A 16,963-nucleotide genomic window follows, 5' to 3' on the forward strand; every position below is an offset into this window, starting at 1 on the left:
GAAGGACGAGGTTTCGGCTCCTCAAGCCCTCTCCAGCGCCCCCTTCCCCAGCCTCGCCGCCGCAGCGACGGCCGCCGCGCGGCGCGCTTCCATGCCGTTGTCGTAGATACGCCTCACCCGCTCCAGGATCTCCGGCGGGGCCAGTTCGGGCCGGCCCGACTGGAACGGCGGATCGGGCGCATATTCCACCGCCAGCTGGATGGCCTGGGCGACTGTCGGACCGGCGATCTCGGCGACCAGGGTCAGGGCGAAGTCGACACCGGCCGTGACCCCGCCGCCGGTGACGAAACGGCCGTCGCGGGCCACGCGGGCCTCGTCGGGAATGGCGCCGAACAGGGCCAGCTGGTCGCGCCAGGCCCAGTGGCAGGCCGCCCGCTTGCCCTCCAGCAGCCCGGCCGCCGCCAGCACCAGCGAGCCGGTGCAGACGCTGGTGACATAGCGCGCGCTCCAGGCCAGGCGCTTGACCTGATCCAGGAAGGCCTCGTCGCCCATGGCCTGCGTCGTGCCGAAGCCGCCGGGAATGCAGAGGATGTCGCACGCCTCGATCTGGTCGAGCCGCGCCAGATGGGCGAAGATCAGGCCGTCGGCCTCGATCTCGCCGCCAGCCAGGCTGGCGACGGTGATGGTCGCCCCCGGCAGCCGCGCCAGGATCTGGTGCGGGCCGGTGAAGTCGAGATGGGTCACGCCCGGGAACAGGGCGAAGACGATGCGGATCGGGTCGGCCATGGGGCGGCGCTCCTCGTTTGACGACCGATGCTCTCCCAGATAGCGTTCGGCGGAAATGACGGAGATCCCTCGATTTCCGCCACCATTCGGGGGAATGCCATGCCTCGCGCCGTCGGCATGCTGGTCTATCCGGGCTTCCAGCTTCTGGACGCCGCCGGCCCGATCTCGGCCTTCGAGATCGCCGCGCGGTTCGACCCCGGCGCCTATGGGCTGACGGTGGTGTCGCGCGACGGCGGCTGGACGGCCAGCAGTTCGGGCGCGGCCTTCGACACCGTGGCGTTCGACAAGGCCCCTGCTTTCGACACCCTGCTGGTCTCCGGCGGCGACGGCGTGCGGGCGCCCTCCACCTGCGAAGCGACGCTCGACTATGTGCGCAGGAACGCTCGCGGGGCGCGGCGGACGGCCAGCGTCTGCTCGGGAACCTATGTCCTGGCGGCGGCGGGCCTCTTGGAAGGCAAGCGGGCGACCACCCACTGGAGCCGCACCAAGGACTTCCAGAAGCGCTTTCCGAAAGTGCGGCTGGAAGCCGACCGGATCTGGGTGCAGGACGGTCCGATCTGGAGCTCGGCGGGCATCACCGCCGGCATCGACCTGGCCCTGGCCATGATCGGCGCGGACCTGGGCGAGGCGATCGCCAAGCGCACGGCCCAGCAACTGGTGGTCTATCACCGCCGTCCGGGCGGCCAGTCGCAGTTCTCGGCCCTGCTGGAGCTGAAGGGCGGGCGCTTCGACGCCCTCCTGGCCTGGGCCCGCGAGAACCTCGCCCTCACCCTTTCCGTGGAGGAACTGGCCGAGCGCGCGGCCATGAGCCCGCGCAACTTCGCCCGGCTGTTCGCCGCCGAGACCGGCTCGACCCCGGCCAAGGCCATCGAGCGCCTGCGCGTCGAGGCCGCCCGCGCCCTGCTCGACAGCGCCCCGCTGCAGGTGGAGGACATCGCCCTGGAGGCCGGCTTCGGCGATTCCGAGCGCATGCGCCGGGCCTTCATCCGCGTCTACGGCCAACCGCCCCAGGCGCTGCGCCGGGCGGCGAAGGCGGGCTAACGCTCTCTGGAACCGTAAAACCCCCGCTTTCGCGGGGATTTTACGGAAGAAAAGGTCAGCCCCGCAGCGCCTTCACCTCGGCGCGCAGTTCGTCCAGGCAGGCGGTGTTGGCGCGGGCCATGTCGGACAGCTCGGCCATGCGCAGGGCGTCGAGCTTGTCGTGCAGGCGCATGATCTCGAGCTCGGCGCGCAGGTTGACGACGTAGTCGTGCTCGGCGGCCTCGCGGTCCTTCGTGGCCTGGCGGTTCTGGCTCATCATGATGATCGGGGCCTGGATCGCCGCCAGGGTCGAGAGCACCAGGTTCAGGAAGATGAAGGGATAGGGATCGAAGGCCTTGTGGAACGGCATCAGGGCCAGGTTCAGGATCACCCAGGCCGCCAGCACCGCCGAGAAACCGCCGATGAAGCCCCAAGAGCCGCCGATCGCCGCCACCCGGTCGGCCAGGCGCTCCCAGAAGCTGCCTTCCTTCTCGGCTAGGCCCGGCGCTAGGCCCGTCGGCGCCTCGGCGGCGATCAGGTCGATGACGCTGCGCTTGACGTCGGAGAGGCCGACATAGGGCTCGCCCAGCAGGGTGCGCGAGAGGTGGTCGAGTTTGTCCGCGCTCATGGGTCCGTCCGGCCTGATGAGGCTCCATCATTCCGTGCGTCGGGCTTCACCGCAACGCGGTTGACAGGGTCGCGTCAGGAGCGCGAGGGTCGCTACGTCGGCTCGTCGACCAACGACCAGTCATCATCCCGGGAGCACCACCAGATGGCCCACAAGTTCCTGATCAAGAAGAACAAGGCCGGCGAGTTCGTCGCCTACTTCGTTTACAACAGCGAGACCATCTTCTGGACCGAAGGCTACGCCTCCAAGGCGTCGGCCAAGAACGCCATCGAGTCGATCAAGAAGAACGGCCCCGACGCCGAGGTCGACGACCAGACCGACTGACGCACGCGTGAACTTGACCCCTCCCCGTCGATCGCTGTCTGATCGGCGATAACGAATGATAACGACGGGGAGGCGGACATGTCGGCTCGCAAGGCCATCTTCATCACCGGCGCGGCCAGCGGCATCGGCCTGGCCAGCGCCAAGCGCTTCGCGGCGGAGGGCTGGTTCGTCGGCCTTTCGGACATCGACGAGGCCGGCCTATCGCGCGCCCTGGCCGACATCGGGCCGGGCAATGGCTCCATCCATCCCCTGGACGTACGCGACCGCGAGGCCTGGACGCCCGCCCTTTCCGCCTTCACCCAGGCCTCCGGCGGCCGGCTGGACGTGCTGTTCAACAATGCCGGCGTCGCACGTTTCGGACCGTTCGCCGACAGTGATCCGCAGGACGACGACCTGATGCTGGCGGTCAATGTGCACGGCGTTCTGAACGGCGCGCGGGCCGCCCTGCCCTTCCTGAAGGCCACGCCCGGCTCGCGGCTGGTCAACATGGCCTCGTGCGCGGGGATCTACGGCTCGCCGGGCCTGGCGGTCTATTCGGCGACCAAGTTCGCGGTGCGGGGGCTGTCGGAAGCGCTGGACGCCGAGTTCGCCGCCTTCGGCGTCAGCGTTGCCTGCGTCATGCCGTGGTTCGTCGAGACGCCGATCCTGCGCAACTCCCAGCCCGGCAAGAACGCCGACATGGGCGAGGAACTGCGCAAGAGCGGCCTGCCCGTCTACGGCGTCGACGAGGCGGCGCAGACGGTGTGGCAGGCGGCGCATGGCCGCGAGCTCTATTATCTGGTGGGCAAGCGGGCCAGGCAGATGCGGTTCATGGCCCGCCTGGCCCCCGGGTTCCTCAGGAACCAGCTCCGGTCGCGATCACTGAAGACGGCTTGACCGCGTCGCCCTTGTCGGCGGCCTTGGCCGGATGCATGGCCGGGGCCGAGGCCGGCTCGGGACCGACCTTCTCGGGACCGCCCATGCCGCCTTCCCTGGCGATCGCCATGGCGCTGGCGACGTAGATCATCGGCTTGCCGTCGGCGCTGGGCGCCTGCGGCAGGGCCGTCAGGACGGGCGCGTTGGGCAGGTCGTCCACGGTCGAGGGACGCGGCTTGTCGGTGAAGGCGCCCGGCGCGCCGGCGCGACCGCCGAAGCGGTAGAACACGTGCATGCCGACCTGGGCGACGCGCATCAGGCGAGGACCCCAGTTCGGCGCGACGCCGGTAGTGTGGAAATGGGTGGCCGAGCCGACCTCGGACATCACCGTGCCGGCCAGGGCGCGCGAGGCGACCTTGCGGGCCCTGGTCCAGGCGGCGCGTTCGGGACGGGCGCGCATCGAGCCGTCGCAGGCGAAGCTGAACTGGCAACCGGTGCGGGCCGAAGCGCCCTGGAAGACCACGCCGCAGATCGACTTGGGGAACGAAGGGTGGCGTACGCGGTTTAATACGACTTGAGCCACCGCGGCCTGGCCGCTGGAGGTCTCGCCCCGGGCTTCGTAGTAGACGGCCTGGGCCAGGCACTCGAGTTCGCGCGAGCTTTCGAGGGCGTTGGCGAGGTGGAACGGCGCGGCGGCCGGATTGAACGAACCGCCGAGGCTGGCGCGCAGCAGGAGCGGCTTGTCCTCGGCCTTGTCGCCGCTTTCGAGGCGGGCGGCGAGCAGCGAGGCCTGGCGGTCGCGCTGGGCGTCGCCAGCGACGGTATAGGGGTCATGGCGGCGGGCGATGGCGAGCGCCCCGGCGTCCATGCGCGACGCGGCCTGATGCAGCGCCGCCTCGGAGTAGCTCCCCGCGGCGCTGTCGGCGAGGCGCGTGACCCGAGCGTGCTGAGCGGCGGTCTGGGCCATGCCCCCCGCCAGATAGACGCCGCCAAGCGCCAGGCCCGTGACGGACCCGACCAATACGGCGCCGATCAGCCCGCGCGCGTCAGCGCACGTCTGCGACTTGATATTCAAAACTTGCGTCCTGCGCGACGAGGGCGCACCGGCCCCCCGACAAAAACGCTCCCAAGACACCCGGAAAAAGCACTATCGGGCCGGTCTGGCAGCGGAGGTTCGACCGATCGCAATGAGGTCGAGATCCTGCTTATGCCTCGCCTTATGACCGAACTATGACCGAGTCGCAAGCGCCTGCTGCACTGCAGCATGGATTTTGCCCGCCTTTTCGGCGACCGATACCGTTAACACTTTGATTCACAGGAAAAACCTGGACGGGCGCCAAAACGCCGCAGCAGCGCGGTTTCTGATGCGCCGCGCGGCCTTGTCGGAACCTCGACCAAGCTTCGCCGTTAACCGCTGCAGTTTCATCGGCCTCGCGCCGACGCCTTGGAGACCCGCCATGCCCCGCCTCTCGCTGTCCGTCCCGCGCCTGGCCGCCGTCCTCGCCCTGGCCGCCCTGACCACGGCCTGCGGCCACAACATGGAACAGCGGGCGGCCACCGGCGCCATCGCCGGCGCGGTCGTGGCCGGGCCGTTCGGCGCGGTGGTCGGCGCGGGCGCCGGAGCCGTGGTGGACACCGCCGCCAAGCCGGCGCCGCGCTCGAAGAAGCGGCGGTAGGACGCGCTTCAGGCGCTAAGACGCCCCCCCTGAAGGGGGAGGATCTGGAACTGCGAACCTCCCCCTGTGGGGGAGGCGATCGCGTCAGCGATCGGTGGGGGGATTTGGTGATGACTTTCCAACGCTTCGGAAGCTGAGAACGCCCCCCCTCCGGCCCTCTGGGCCACCTCCCCCAGAGGGGGAGGATTTCTACCCCAGCGTCACGAACAGTTCGTTCTCGATGACCCACTGGCCGGCGAGCTTGCGCCAGGTGGCGAGGTAGGTTCCGCTCTGCGTCGCACCCTCGCCTTTCCAGGTTCCGACCCAGCGACCGCTTTCCGCCGCGCGGGCGCCGTCGGCGTCGATCTCGATCAGGTCGCTGGTGCGGACGTAGGCGACGAAGTCGCGGTCGGCGAACTGGCCGGCGAAGGCCTCGATGATCTGGTCGCGGCCCAGCAGCAGCGAGCCGTCGCCGGCGATGACCTTGGCGTCGGCCGTGAAGAACGGGACGAGCCGTCCTGCGTCCTTGCCGGCGATCAGCCGGTTGGTGAGCTTGCGGCGGGCGGCGACGGCGTCCTGCGGCGCGATCATGAACTGACGGGTCCCTTCTTTATGCAGGTCGATATAGGCTGCGCCGTCGCCCCTCAGCAAACCCGGACCCCGATGCCGCTCGACGACCTCGCCGCCCGCGCCGCCGCCCTGCCCGTCCTGACGACGCCGCGCCTGACCCTGAGCCCGCCGGAGATCTCGGACTTCGAGGACAGCGTGGCCATGTGGTGCGAGCCGGAGGTCTATCGCTATGTCGGCGGCCGCGCCTCGACGCGCGAGGAAAGCTGGGCGCGGCTGCTGCGGGCCCGAGGCCTCTGGGCGCTGCTGGGCTACGGCTACTGGGCGGTGCGCGAGATGGCGACGGGACGATATGTCGGCGAGGTGGGCTTCGCCGACTTCCACCGCGACATCGAGCCGTCGTTCGAGGGCGTGCCGGAGATGGGCTGGGTGCTGTCGGGCTGGTCGCACGGCCAGGGCTTCGGAACCGAGGCGGTGAGCGCGGGCCTGACGTGGGGCGAGCGGCGCTGGGGCCAGGCTCCGGTGGTCTGCATCATCCACCCCGACAACGCCGCCTCCCTGGCCCTGGCGGCCAAGAGCGGCTTCATTGAAGAGACCCGGACGACCTACAAGGAAAGCCCCACGGTGCTGCTGCGGCGGGGGTGACGATCAGGCGCCTCGATCTTCCGGGGCGTGGAAAAGCCGCAACACGAGAACACAATCGTTCTCCACCCGATACTGGACGACATAGCCGTCACGTCCGAAGGCGATCGTAAGCTCGCGCAAGCCGTTGGAGACAACGCGCCCACGTAGGGCGAAGGTCTCGAGGGAATCGATACCAGCTCTGATCTTCACGAGCGCTCGCTCGGCGGCGCGCGGGCTTTTGGCGGCAAGAAAATCGGCCAATCGTTCCAGGTCGCGCCGTACGGCGAGCGCCAGGATCACGCGGTGGCTCAAGCGTTGCGCGCTCGCCGTTCGAGCATCATGGCGTCAAGCTTCGCGAACGCCTCGTCGATCGTCATCGCCTCGCCGGTCCGATCGAAATCGTAGGCCCGCGCCCGTGCGATCACCCAGCTGGGCCCGCCATGGGTCTCCTGTTCCAGGAGCGCCCGCACATAGGCCTCACGCGACACGCCCGCCTCGGCCGCTGCGGCCGTGAGTTGTTCGGCGAGTTCGGCATCGATATCGAAGGTGAAACCATCGGCCATGGCTGACGATAACTCAGCAAGCAGGCCCTGTCCTCCCCCGCATCCCTCCGCCAAGGCGGGGACCCAGGTGTTTATCGTCGAGCGCCGTGGGTTTCAGAAAAGCCTGGGCCCCCGCTTTCGCGGGGATCTTACGGAAGAGAACAGCCTCTAGGCCGCCTGGAGCTGCTGCTTCACCCGCTCGGCCAGGGTCTTGATGTCGATGGGCTTGGGCAGGAAGGTCACGCCGGTCTCGCCTTCCAGCAGGTCGCTGAACTCGGCCTCGGCATAGCCGGAGATGAACATCACCGGGGCGGTTCCAAGGTAGCCCCGCGCCTTCTTGAGCAAGGTCGGACCGTCGATGCCGGGCATGATCACGTCGCTGATCAGGAGATCGATCTTGCCGGCGTTCTCCTCGGCGATAATCAGGGCCTCCTCGCCGTCGCTGGCCTCGAGCACCTCGTAGCCGCGGGCGCGCAGCAGGCGGGCGGCGACGCCGCGCACGGCGTCCTCGTCCTCGACGAACAGGATGCGGCCGGCGCCCGACAGGTCGCGGGCGGCGCGCGGCTTGGGCGGCTCGGCGACCGCGACGGCCGCGGCGGCGGCCTGGGCCGGGGTCGGCTCGTGCACGGGCAGGAAGATGCGGAAGGCCGCGCCCTCGCCCGGACGGCTGTGGACGTGGATCCAGCCGTCGCTCTGCTTGACGATGCCGTAGACGGTAGCCAGGCCCAGGCCCGTGCCCTCGCCCACCGGCTTGGTGGTGAAGAACGGGTCGAAGATCTTGCCCATCACCTCGGGCGGGATGCCGGGGCCGTCGTCGCTGACCTCGATGAAGGCCTGATCGCCCTCAGCGCCGGGGAAGCCCAGGCTCCTGGCCTCGTCCTCGTTGAGGCGGGCGGTGCGGATGCGCACCACGCCGCCGCCCTTGGCGGCGCGCACGGCGTCGCGGGCGTTGACGGCCAGGTTCATGACCGCCGTCTCGAGCTGGCTCTTGTCGGCCCGCACCTGCGGCAGGTCGCGACCGTAGTCGGTAATCAGCTTGACGTCTTCGCGCAGCAGCCGGCGCAGCAGGACCTCGAACTCGGAGATCAGTTCGCCCAGTTCCAGCACCTCGCGCTGGACGGTCTGCTTGCGGCTGAAGGCCAGCAGCTTGCGCACCAGGTCGGCGGCGCGCACGCCCGTCTGGCGGATCTCGTTGAGGCCCTCGTAGGACGGATCGCCCACAGGGTGGCGGTGCAGCAGTTCGTCCAGGCGCAGTTGGATGGCGGTGAGCAGGTTGTTGAAGTCGTGGGCCACGCCGCCGGCCAGCTGGCCGATGGCCTGCATCTTCTGGGCCTGGGCCAGTTGCAGCTCGATCTGCTTCTGCTCGGAGACGTCGATCAGATAGGCCACCAGGCGGCCGTCGGCGCGGTAGAGATAGAGATGGGCGATGCGCGACGGATCGCGGGCCAGGCGCACCTCGAACGGACCGGCCTTGCCTTCGGCCAGGCGGGTCTCGGCCTCGGCGCGCGACGGCGGATCGATCAGCTCGCCCAGCGCCATGCCGGCGCGCACGGCCCCGGCCATGGCCGAGAGGGCCGGATTGGCCTCGAGGATCGGCGAGTTGAAGGGATCGAGCCCTTCCAGCAGGGCGGCGCCGAACGGCGAGGCGCCGGAGAAGGCGTCGAGCGCGCGCGGCGGCGGGGCGGCCAGGGCGACGACCGGCGCGGTCGGCGGCAGCGGCGCGGCGATCGGTTCGGCGACGGCAGGCAGTCGGACCAGAAGGCGGCCGCCGGTCACGCGAGCGGCCAGGGCGGGACGGTCCTGGCCGGCGACCGCGATCACGGCCTCGCCAGCCTCGCCCTTGCGGGCGCGCACCAGGGCCGAGAACAACGAGGCGTCCTTGGGCAGGCGGCGGGCCTCGCCCAGGGTGTCGCGCCAGGCCTGGTTGGAGGCCAGGATGCGGCCGTCGGCGGCGGTCAGGGCCGCCGGTTCGCCCAAGGCGTCGATGAAGCCGTCGACCACGTCCACGCCGTTGTCGTGCGCTGCCGAGGCGCGGATGGCCACCAGGCCCAGGATCGCCACGCCCGCCACGCCCGCCAGCAGCAGCAGGCCCGCCAGGGTGGCAGGGCCGGCGCGCAGGGCCGGAGCCGTGGCGAAGCCGGCGGCGAGAACGAAGAAAACGGCCGCGCCCCAGATCAGGGGGTCGGCGCGGCGGCGGGTCGCCGTCATGTCTTTCGCGGGCGTCTCGGCCATGCCGACCGAAATCCTTCTACAACCTGGTCGAGAGAGGGCCTCGACGATTCGTCCGGCAAGGATACTCCTTACGCGGCGCTAGAGCGCGTTTATCAAGCAGGCTGCTGATTCTACGGCGGAAATGTGATTTCCCGGCGGTTGCGTACCAGGCCGCGGAACGATCCGTTCACCGTCAATCGGCCCAGGCGCGACGCTTGGACTGCTTGTTGCTGAGCACGAAGCCGATGACCTTCGCCACCGCCTCGAAGTGCTCGGCGGGGATCTGCTGGTCGACCTCGACGGCGGCGTAGAGCGCCCGCGCCAGGGGCGGGTCTTCCAGCACGTGGACGCCGGCCTCCTCGGCCACGGCGCGGATCTTCAGGGCGAGTTCGTCGAGACCCTTGGCCACGCAGATCGGCGCGGGGGTCTCGCCCTGCTCGTACTTCAACGCCACGGCGTAGTGGGTCGGGTTCATGACGACGACGGTGGCCTGGGGCACGGCCTGCATCATCCGCTGGCGCGAGCGCTGCATCTGGATCTGGCGGCGCTTGGCCTTGATATGCGGGTCGCCGTCGCTGTCCTTGTGCTCGTCCTTGACCTCTTTCAGGGTCATCCGCATGCGCCTGTTGAAGCGCAGGCGCTGCCAGAACCAGTCGAAGCCGGCGGTGACGACCAGGAAGATCAGCACGGCCCAGAACAGCTTCTTGCAGAGGTCGACGGCCAGCGGGAGCATGGCGGCCGGGTCCATGCCGACGAGGCCGATCACCATGCTGGCGTCGGGCTTGAGCACGAACCAGGCGATGACGCCGGTGACCAGGAACTTCAGGGCCGACTTGGCGAACTGCATCAGGCCGTCGGGCCCGAAGATCCGGCCCAGCCCCTTTATCGGGTCGAGCTTCTTGAAGTCGGGCTTCATCTTCTCGGCCGAGAACAGGAAGCCCGACTGGGCGATGTTGGCGGCGGCCCCCATCAGGCCCGAGACCACCATCACCAGCACCAGCGGCGGCAGGGCCGCCAGCAGCACCTTGCGGGCGATCAGGTTAGCGCCGCCCTCGACGTCCATCTGGCCGGCCTGGGCGATGAACGGCACCAGGGCCTGGGCCATGTCGCGGGCCAGCCAGCCGCCGGCGATGGCGATGACGCCGAACGCGCCCGCCAGCGAGGCCAGCTGCGAGAAGTCCTGACTTTTGGGGACGTCGCCTTTCTTGCGGGCGTCCGCCAGTTTCTTGGCTGACGGATCTTCTGTCTTCGATTCCTGGTCCGTATCGTCAGCCACGGTGCGCTCCTAGTTGAAGACGCCGAGCAGATCGCGATAGCGATCGCTCCACACCATGGCGATGCCGCCCAGGGACAGGGCCAGCAGCGAAAGGCCCAGGATCACGCTGAGCGGCGAGGTGACGAAGAAGATCTGGAACGAGGGCATGACCCGGCCCACGAGGCCGGTCGCCAGGTTGAAGACGATCGAGAACACGATCACCGGCGCGGCCAGCTGGACGCCAAGCATGAAGCTCTGCGCCACCGTGCGGACGGCCAGGGCGGCGGCGTCGTTGACCGGCACGCTCTTGGTGAACGGGAAAAGCTCGTAGGACCTGGCCATCGCGCCGATGAACAGGTGGTGCAGGTCGGTGGCCATGACCAGGGTCAGGCCCAGCATCGACAGGAAGGTGGCCACCGCCGTGCTCGAAGGGGCGCCGGACGGGTTGGTGGTCTGGGCGAAGGACAGGGTGGTCTGCAGCGAGACGATCTCGCCGGCCGTGGTCAGGGCGCTCATGAACAGCTTCAAGACCGCGCCGATCATCAGGCCGATCAGGATCTCGTGGATCACCTGGCCGGCCAGGCCGCCCAGGGTGGTGGGCAGCGGGCCGACGGTCTTGGCCACCACCGGGGTCAGGACCACGGCGATCAGCAGGGCGAAGGCCAGGCGGATGCGCGGCGGCACGGCCTGCTCGCCGATGCCCGGCATCAGCATGACCATGGCCCCGATCCGGGCGAAGACCAGACCGGCGACATAGACCTGGGCGGTCGTCGCGAAGCTGTCCACGCCCCGCCCTTCCCTACATCGCCGCGATGCGGGCGGCGATCTGGCGCATGAAGCCAGACATCAGCGCGCCCATCAGCGGCAGGAACAGCAGCAGCGAGATGAAGATGGCCACGATCTTGGGCGCGTAGACCAGGGTGGCTTCCTGGATTTGGGTCAGGGCCTGGAACAGGCCGATGGCGACGCCGACCACCAGGCCGACGATCAGCACGGGCGCGCACAGCTGAAGGGTCAGCCAGATCGCGTCGCGACCCACGTCGAGGACTTCGGCTCCGGTCATGAACGGGCTTTCTGCGTACGCTCTGGTCGGTTTGGTGTGACACGCACCCTGCGCCCGACATGGTTAACAGGGAGTTAGGGACTGTTAACACCGCGCCTGCGTCACCGCGCCGCAGAGGTGACGCAGCGGCGCCCCACATTAGTTGCTGGCGAAACTATCGCGCGACATGCAAGCTTCACCAATCAGTCGGGAAAGCGTCATGCATACGAGTTCGAATTGGCATTGGTGGCAGCGTCATCCTTTCGTCGGCCTGGCCGTGGGCTGGGCGGCGATCGCGCTCGGGGCGGACCTGGTCGCCCTCCTGCTGCGCCATTGAACGAAAAAGGGCGCGGATCGAAATCCGCGCCCCTCTCCAGAACGGCAATCAGCGAAAGCCTCAGCAGTCGTGGCCCGCGCCCAGCGGGCGGCAGCGGCCGTCGATCGCCTTGGGGACCGGCACGCCGGTGACGGCGGCGATGGTCGGAGCGATGTCCACGGTCTCGATCGGCAGGATGCGCTCGCGCGGTTGGGCGCTCTTCCACCAGAACAGGATCGGCACGCGACGGTCGTAGTCCCAGGGCGTGCCGTGGGTTGCGACATAGGTCGTGCTGGCCGTGGCCGGCACCAGGTTCGGCTTGAAGGCCACCAGGATGTCGCCCGAACGGCCCGGATAGGCGCTGCGGCGCAGGCGTTCCTTGACGCTGATGGTGTCGGGCGAGGTTCCCTTGGCCGCCGGCGGCGTGGTCAGCAGGTCGTTGATCTCGTAGGCCTCGGCCACTTCGCCGCGCGAACGGACCAGGGCCAGGGCGGCCGAGGCGATGCGGGCGCGCTCGGTCGCGGGCGGGGTCTTCTTGTCGGCGCCGACGATCACCAGGGTGTCGATGCCGCCCGGCGCGACCAGCGGGTCGTAGTCGAGCGCCAGGTCCGCGCGCAGCTGCTGGTTCAGGCCCTTTAGCCAGGCCGAGGTGGCGATGCGCGAGACGTCGTAGCCTTCGTCGTGCAGGCGCTCGGGGAAGTCCGAACCGCCGTGGTCGGCGCTCAGCACCACCAGAACCTCGCCCTTGGCCTTGCCGATGCGCGACAGGAAGGTGTCCAGGCGGGCGTCCAGGCGGCTGAGGTGGTCGCACATCTCCGGACCGCGCGTGCCGTAGCGGTGGCCGATGAAGTCGGTGGCCGAAAGGCTGACGGTCAGGACGTCGACCTGCGGGCCGTCGCCCAGGCCGAACTCGTCGCGCAGGGCGGCGGCGGCTTCCAGGGTCACGGCGTCGGTGTAGGGGCTGGCCGACAGGTCACGCAGGGTCTCGGCGTTGTTGGTCGGCAGCGGACGCGGCAGCTTGGCGTCCCAGGTGCGCTCGCCGGTGGTCCAGGTCTTTTCGAGGGCGGCGCAGGCCTTGTTCTCATAGCTCCAGACGAAGGGCTTCTTCTTCTGCTCGGCGGCCAGGCGCGCGTTCAGGGCGGCCACCGGCGCAAGCTTGGTCGCGGCGTCCTCGCCCGGCTTGACGTAGGTCGTGAAGCCGAAGCCGGTCTGGTACCAGAAGGCGCCGTCCGGATCGTGGCCGGCCATGGTGATCGCGCCGCGGTCCTTGCCCGAAACGCCATAGACGCGGCTCTTGGGCGAGACGGCCTTCAGCCATTCGCCATAGGTGGGAACCATCAGGTTCTTGGGGCTGACCGGATCCTGTTCGGACGGCGCGGCCAGGGTCACCGACTCGTCGAGCAGGCAGTAGGACTTCTTGCCGGTCGTGGCGTCGTACCAGTTGTTGCCGACGATGCCGGTGCGGTTGGGATAGGAACCGGTGAGCAGGCTGGAGTGGCCCGGGCAGGTCTCGGTCATGCCGTGCGACTGGTAGCCGTTGGGATAGGTCACGCCCTCGCGACCGAGCTTGCCGAGGCCGCCCTTCCACTGGCCGCGCCACTGTTCGAACAGGTTGGCGCTGAACTGGTCGATGGAGATCACCACCACCAGCTTGGGATTGGGCTTCACCTGATCGGCCGCCTGGGCCGGGACGGAGGCGAAAAGGGCGACGCCGGCCAGCGCCGACAGCGCCGTCTTGGGGCCAAACGGGGGGGTAAGCTTGCTCATGGCGCGCAACCTGCCTCAACCGCCGGGCGGTCGCAAACAAAGCTTCAGCAGACGAAGTTCACCGAGCCGCGCCGCCCAGTTCGCGCGCGGCCTGGCTCGGCGACTGCTTGGCCGTGTCGCGATCGACGGCGTAGTTGGCTCGGCGCATGGCCTCGACGGTCAGCTTGCCCGACAGCGCAGCGGCCAGGTCGCTGAGGTTCGGATCGCCGGCCCGCTTGGGCGAGACCAGCAGCACCGCGTCATAGGGCGGCAGCGCCCCCTTGGGGTCGGCCAGCACCACCAGGTCATCGGCGGCGATACGGCCGTCGCTGGAGAAGGCCGAGATCACGTCGGCCTCGCCCGAGGCCAGGGCGCGGTACATGAAGGTGGGCTGGAACTGGCGGCGGGCCTTGAAGCGCAGGCCATAGGCCTTCTCGACCGCCGCCCACTCGGGCCGGGAGAAGAACTCCAGGTCGCCGCCCATGACCAGGTTCGGAGCCCTGGCGGACAGGTCGGCCAGGCTTTTGACGCCCAGCGCCTGGGCGCGCTCGCGCTGCATGGCGAAGGCGTAGGCGTTCTCGAAGCCCAGCGGCGCGGCCAGGACGACGCCGTCGCGCCCGGCCAGTTCGCTCCGCAGCGTGCCGAGCACCGCCTGGCGGCCGGGATTGTCGGAGCGGTGAAGGACGTTGGCCCACAGGGTGCCGGTGTAGTCGACATAGGCGTCGATCTCGCCGGCGGCGAGGGCGCGGTAGGCCACCGCCGAGCCGAGATTGATCCGCCGCTCGACGCGGGCGCCCCGTCCCTCCAGCCGCTGCGCCATCAGTTCGGCCAGCAGGTACTGCTCGGAGAAGTTCTTGGCCCCGATCACATAGGCCTGCGGACGCGGGGTGAGGACCGGCGCGGCCAGAGGCGCCAGGGCCGCACCGAGACCGAGCCCCAGCGCCGCCAGCGCCCCGCCCCAGAGGATGGGCCTGCGCTGCTCCAGCCCGCGCCCGACCAGGCCCAGCAACTGGTCGACGACCAGGGCCAGGCCCGCGGAGGCGGCGCAGCCGACCAGCACCATGTCCCAGGCCTCGGTCTGCAGCCCCGAGAAGATGTAGTCGCCCAGCGAGGTCTGGCCGACGGGCGTGGCCAGGGTGGCGCCGCCGATGGTCCAGACGGCCGCGGTGCGCACGCCCGCCAGGATCACCGGCGCGGCCAACGGCAGCTCGACCTTCACGAGGCTCTGGCGCGGGGTCATGCCGACACCCCTGGCCGCCTCGGTCACGGCCGGATCGACGCCGGCCAGGCCCGCGGCCGTGTTCCGCAGGATCGGCAGCATGGCGTAGAGCGACAGGGCCAGAAGCGCCGGCAGGAAGCCCAGCGCCGGAAAGCCGAACCCGAGCGTCGCCTTGCTCAGGTTCGAGAGCAGCAGCAGCAGCGGATAGAACAGGGCCAGCAGGGCCAGGCTGGGGATGGTCTGCACGAGGCCGGTGGCCGCCAGGGCCACCCAGCGCACCCCCGGCCGGCGCGCGGCGGCGAAACCCAGCGGCAGGGCGACGGCGAGACCCAGCGCCAGGGCGGCGGCCGACAGGGCCGCGTGCCAGGCCAGGCGCTGCGGCAGCAGGGCGAGCAGCTCAGCCATCCAGCAGCGCCCTCACCCGCTCGGCCTGGCGGCGCGGAGCGGCCATCAGCGCCTCGACGCGCGGGTCGTCGTGGCCGGCCATCAGCTCGCGCGGCGCGGCGTCGGCGATGATCCGTCCCTGATCCAGAACGATCACCCGGTCGGCCAGCAGCAGGGCCTCGGCGACGTCGTGGGTGACCATCACCGTGGTCAGGGACAGCGCCTGGTGCAGGCGGCGGACGTCGTCGCCCAGGGCCTGGCGGGTGATCGGGTCAAGCGCGCCGAACGGCTCGTCCATCAGGAGGATCGCGGGGCGCGCGGCCAGGGCGCGGGCCACGCCCACCCGCTGGCGCTGGCCGCCCGACAGGGCGGCGGGCCGGCGCCCTGCAACTGCTCGCGGCAGGTCGACGAGATCGAGCAGTTCGTCGACGCGGGCGGCGATCTCGTCCCTGTTCCAGCCCAGCAGAGCCGGCACGACGCCGATGTTCTCGGCCACGGTCATGTGCGGAAAGAGGCCGATCTCCTGGAAGACGTAGCCGATGCGGCGGCGCAGGGCCGGACCGTCGAGGGCGCCGACGGCCTGGCCGTCGATCCGCACGAGGCCGGAGGTCGGCGGCGAGAGGGCGTTGATGGTCTTGAGCAGCGTGGTCTTGCCCGCGCCCGAACCGCCGACCAGGGCGACGAACTGGCCCTTGGCGATCGACAGGTCGACGCCTTGCAGGACGGCCGCGGCGTCGTGCGTCTTGCCGACCTGTTCGAGGGCGATGGCGGGTGTCATGCGCGCTCACCTTTCCTGCTGCCGGGCGCTGCGACAAGCCGTCCCGCTTGCACCAGGCCAAATCAGACGCGTTAATGGTGATTAACGGGGGTAGTTTTGGCTGGCGTGGAGCATGACGATGGCCGCAACCCTGACCGCGACCTCCCCAACGGGAGGCTTCAAGGCCCGCAAGCGCCGCAAGGCCGTGCAGCGCCGCCTGCGCGTGGCCGTCGCCCTGATGGTGCTGCTGAACCTGGCCGTCTGGGCCGGGGTCGTGGCCGCGCTTCGGGGCGTGGACGTGGCGGGGCTGCTGCCGATCTAGAATGGCCCGCGTTCACCCAAGCGCGAAATTCACCGCGGCCTTGGCGTGAATTACGGTGGAATCAAAACCCGACAACGGCAGGTTCTCGGGATCCAGGATCAAGCCAATCTCGGTGCAGCCGAAGATGACGCTGTCGGCGCCGGAGGCCTTGGCCTCGACGACAAGTTCGGTCAGCACGGCCCGTGAAGTCTCCAGGATTTTTCCCTGGCAGAGCTCGTCGAAAATGATGGCATGGGTCGCCGCCCGCCCGGCTTCGTCGGGCGTCACGACCTCGATCCCATGCCGCGCCATGCGCTCATGGTAGAAGCCGTTTTCCATCGTGTAGCGGGTTGCGATCAGCAGCGGCCGCCGATAGCCGCCAGCCGCAAGGACGCGCGCGGTCTCGTCGATGATGTGGATGAAGGGAACATCGACGGCCGCTTCTACGGCGTCGGCTACCAGATGCATGGTCACCGCGCAGATCAGGATACAGTCGGCGCCGGCGCGTTCGACGCCCTTCGCGGCCTCGGCCAGATATTCACCGGCCTGCGCCCAGCGGCCGGCCTTCTGCATCTGGACGATATCGTCGAAGTTCACCGACGACATCACGCTGCGCGCGGAGTTGACGCCGCCGAGCCTGTCGCGAACGGTCTCGTTGATCAGCCTGTAGTAGGTCGCCGAGCCTTCGAAGCTCATGCCGCCGAGAAGTCCGATCGTACGCATACAGGGGCCTCTGCCGGCAGCTGGGAGGCCCCTGCTTAGCAGGTCCGAGGGCGCGGCTGAGGCCAAAA

At 69.5% G+C, this 16,963-nt stretch carries 20 protein-coding genes; 6 read left to right on the top strand and 14 right to left on the bottom strand.

From position 1 onward, the window contains the following. Nucleotides 1–21: 21 nt before the first annotated feature. The gene (locus ACODR1_RS05550; protein WP_488879559.1) at nt 22–726 is read right to left on the bottom strand and encodes a DJ-1/PfpI family protein; all 705 of its coding nucleotides are present in this window, start codon (nt 724–726) and stop codon (nt 22–24) included. 99 nt (nt 727–825) lie between these two features. Between ACODR1_RS05550 and ACODR1_RS05555 the strand changes: the two genes are divergently transcribed. Beyond that, complete coding sequence (locus ACODR1_RS05555; RefSeq protein ID WP_488879560.1) at nt 826–1,767, top strand: GlxA family transcriptional regulator; 942 nt, start codon at nt 826–828, stop codon at nt 1,765–1,767. 55 nt (nt 1,768–1,822) lie between these two features. Here ACODR1_RS05555 and ACODR1_RS05560 read toward each other — a convergent pair whose 3' ends face one another. Then, nucleotides 1,823–2,374 (bottom strand): DUF1003 domain-containing protein, encoded by a 552-nt coding sequence (locus ACODR1_RS05560; protein ID WP_488879561.1) that lies wholly within the window; start codon nt 2,372–2,374, stop codon nt 1,823–1,825. A 144-nt stretch (nt 2,375–2,518) separates the two neighbouring features. Here ACODR1_RS05560 and ACODR1_RS05565 point away from each other — a divergent pair, with 144 nt between their 5' ends. Next, nucleotides 2,519–2,698, top strand: a complete 180-nt coding sequence (locus ACODR1_RS05565; protein ID WP_488879562.1) for a YegP family protein — start codon at nt 2,519–2,521, stop codon at nt 2,696–2,698. 78 nt (nt 2,699–2,776) lie between these two features. Beyond that, nucleotides 2,777–3,574: an SDR family oxidoreductase gene (locus ACODR1_RS05570; protein ID WP_488879563.1), complete on the top strand. Its 798-nt coding sequence runs from the start codon at nt 2,777–2,779 to the stop codon at nt 3,572–3,574. On the opposite strand, the gene ACODR1_RS05575 is transcribed toward ACODR1_RS05570, so the two are convergent. Beyond that, on the bottom strand, nt 3,534–4,628 hold the full coding sequence (locus tag ACODR1_RS05575; protein WP_488879564.1) for a cell wall hydrolase: 1,095 nt from the start codon (nt 4,626–4,628) through the stop codon (nt 3,534–3,536). The two genes, ACODR1_RS05570 and ACODR1_RS05575, sit on opposite strands and share 41 nt — an antisense overlap. 382 nt (nt 4,629–5,010) lie before the next feature. On the opposite strand from ACODR1_RS05575, the gene ACODR1_RS05580 reads away from it, so the two are divergent. Further along, complete coding sequence (locus ACODR1_RS05580; RefSeq protein WP_488879565.1) at nt 5,011–5,229, top strand: hypothetical protein; 219 nt, start codon at nt 5,011–5,013, stop codon at nt 5,227–5,229. 189 nt (nt 5,230–5,418) lie between these two features. Here ACODR1_RS05580 and ACODR1_RS05585 read toward each other — a convergent pair whose 3' ends face one another. Beyond that, nucleotides 5,419–5,799, bottom strand: a complete 381-nt coding sequence (locus ACODR1_RS05585; RefSeq protein WP_488879566.1) for a YybH family protein — start codon at nt 5,797–5,799, stop codon at nt 5,419–5,421. Nucleotides 5,800–5,871: 72 nt separating this feature from the next. On the opposite strand from ACODR1_RS05585, the gene ACODR1_RS05590 reads away from it, so the two are divergent. Further along, the gene (locus tag ACODR1_RS05590) at nt 5,872–6,420 is read left to right on the top strand and encodes a GNAT family N-acetyltransferase (protein ID WP_488879567.1); all 549 of its coding nucleotides are present in this window, start codon (nt 5,872–5,874) and stop codon (nt 6,418–6,420) included. Between the two features lie 3 nt (nt 6,421–6,423). Here the strand turns inward: ACODR1_RS05590 and ACODR1_RS05595 are convergent, their stop codons facing one another. From ACODR1_RS05595 to ACODR1_RS05635, 9 genes are all read right to left on the bottom strand, one after another. Continuing rightward, nucleotides 6,424–6,699, bottom strand: a complete 276-nt coding sequence (locus tag ACODR1_RS05595; RefSeq protein ID WP_488879568.1) for a type II toxin-antitoxin system RelE/ParE family toxin — start codon at nt 6,697–6,699, stop codon at nt 6,424–6,426. Between the two features lie 8 nt (nt 6,700–6,707). Then, nucleotides 6,708–6,962: a FitA-like ribbon-helix-helix domain-containing protein gene (locus ACODR1_RS05600; RefSeq protein ID WP_488879569.1), complete on the bottom strand. Its 255-nt coding sequence runs from the start codon at nt 6,960–6,962 to the stop codon at nt 6,708–6,710. Between the two features lie 147 nt (nt 6,963–7,109). After that, complete coding sequence (gene cckA, locus ACODR1_RS05605) at nt 7,110–9,173, bottom strand: cell cycle histidine kinase CckA (RefSeq protein ID WP_488879570.1); 2,064 nt, start codon at nt 9,171–9,173, stop codon at nt 7,110–7,112. Nucleotides 9,174–9,345: 172 nt separating this feature from the next. Continuing rightward, on the bottom strand, nt 9,346–10,428 hold the full coding sequence (flhB, locus tag ACODR1_RS05610) for a flagellar biosynthesis protein FlhB (protein WP_488879571.1): 1,083 nt from the start codon (nt 10,426–10,428) through the stop codon (nt 9,346–9,348). Between the two features lie 9 nt (nt 10,429–10,437). After that, nucleotides 10,438–11,193 (bottom strand): flagellar biosynthetic protein FliR, encoded by a 756-nt coding sequence (fliR, locus tag ACODR1_RS05615; RefSeq protein ID WP_101718896.1) that lies wholly within the window; start codon nt 11,191–11,193, stop codon nt 10,438–10,440. Nucleotides 11,194–11,206: 13 nt separating this feature from the next. Next, nucleotides 11,207–11,470, bottom strand: coding sequence for a flagellar biosynthesis protein FliQ (gene fliQ / locus ACODR1_RS05620; RefSeq protein WP_058349392.1), 264 nt, complete (start codon nt 11,468–11,470; stop codon nt 11,207–11,209). A 376-nt stretch (nt 11,471–11,846) separates the two neighbouring features. Beyond that, the gene (phoY, locus tag ACODR1_RS05625) at nt 11,847–13,532 is read right to left on the bottom strand and encodes an alkaline phosphatase PhoY (RefSeq protein WP_488879572.1); all 1,686 of its coding nucleotides are present in this window, start codon (nt 13,530–13,532) and stop codon (nt 11,847–11,849) included. Nucleotides 13,533–13,590: 58 nt separating this feature from the next. Further along, the gene (locus tag ACODR1_RS05630; RefSeq protein ID WP_488879573.1) at nt 13,591–15,135 is read right to left on the bottom strand and encodes a glycine betaine ABC transporter substrate-binding protein; all 1,545 of its coding nucleotides are present in this window, start codon (nt 15,133–15,135) and stop codon (nt 13,591–13,593) included. After that, the gene (locus ACODR1_RS05635; protein WP_488879574.1) at nt 15,128–15,892 is read right to left on the bottom strand and encodes an ATP-binding cassette domain-containing protein; all 765 of its coding nucleotides are present in this window, start codon (nt 15,890–15,892) and stop codon (nt 15,128–15,130) included. The genes ACODR1_RS05630 and ACODR1_RS05635 overlap by 8 nt, the downstream gene beginning before the upstream one ends. A gap of 118 nt (nt 15,893–16,010) precedes the next feature. Between ACODR1_RS05635 and ACODR1_RS05640 the strand changes: the two genes are divergently transcribed. Further along, nucleotides 16,011–16,193, top strand: a complete 183-nt coding sequence (locus ACODR1_RS05640; RefSeq protein WP_488879575.1) for a hypothetical protein — start codon at nt 16,011–16,013, stop codon at nt 16,191–16,193. A gap of 12 nt (nt 16,194–16,205) precedes the next feature. Here ACODR1_RS05640 and ACODR1_RS05645 read toward each other — a convergent pair whose 3' ends face one another. Beyond that, a complete protein-coding gene (locus ACODR1_RS05645) occupies nt 16,206–16,895 on the bottom strand; it encodes an aspartate/glutamate racemase family protein (RefSeq protein ID WP_488879576.1) in 690 nt (229 codons plus the stop codon). Between the last annotated feature and the right edge of the window lie 68 nt (nt 16,896–16,963).

Source organism: Caulobacter sp. FG7 (genome assembly GCF_057808875.1).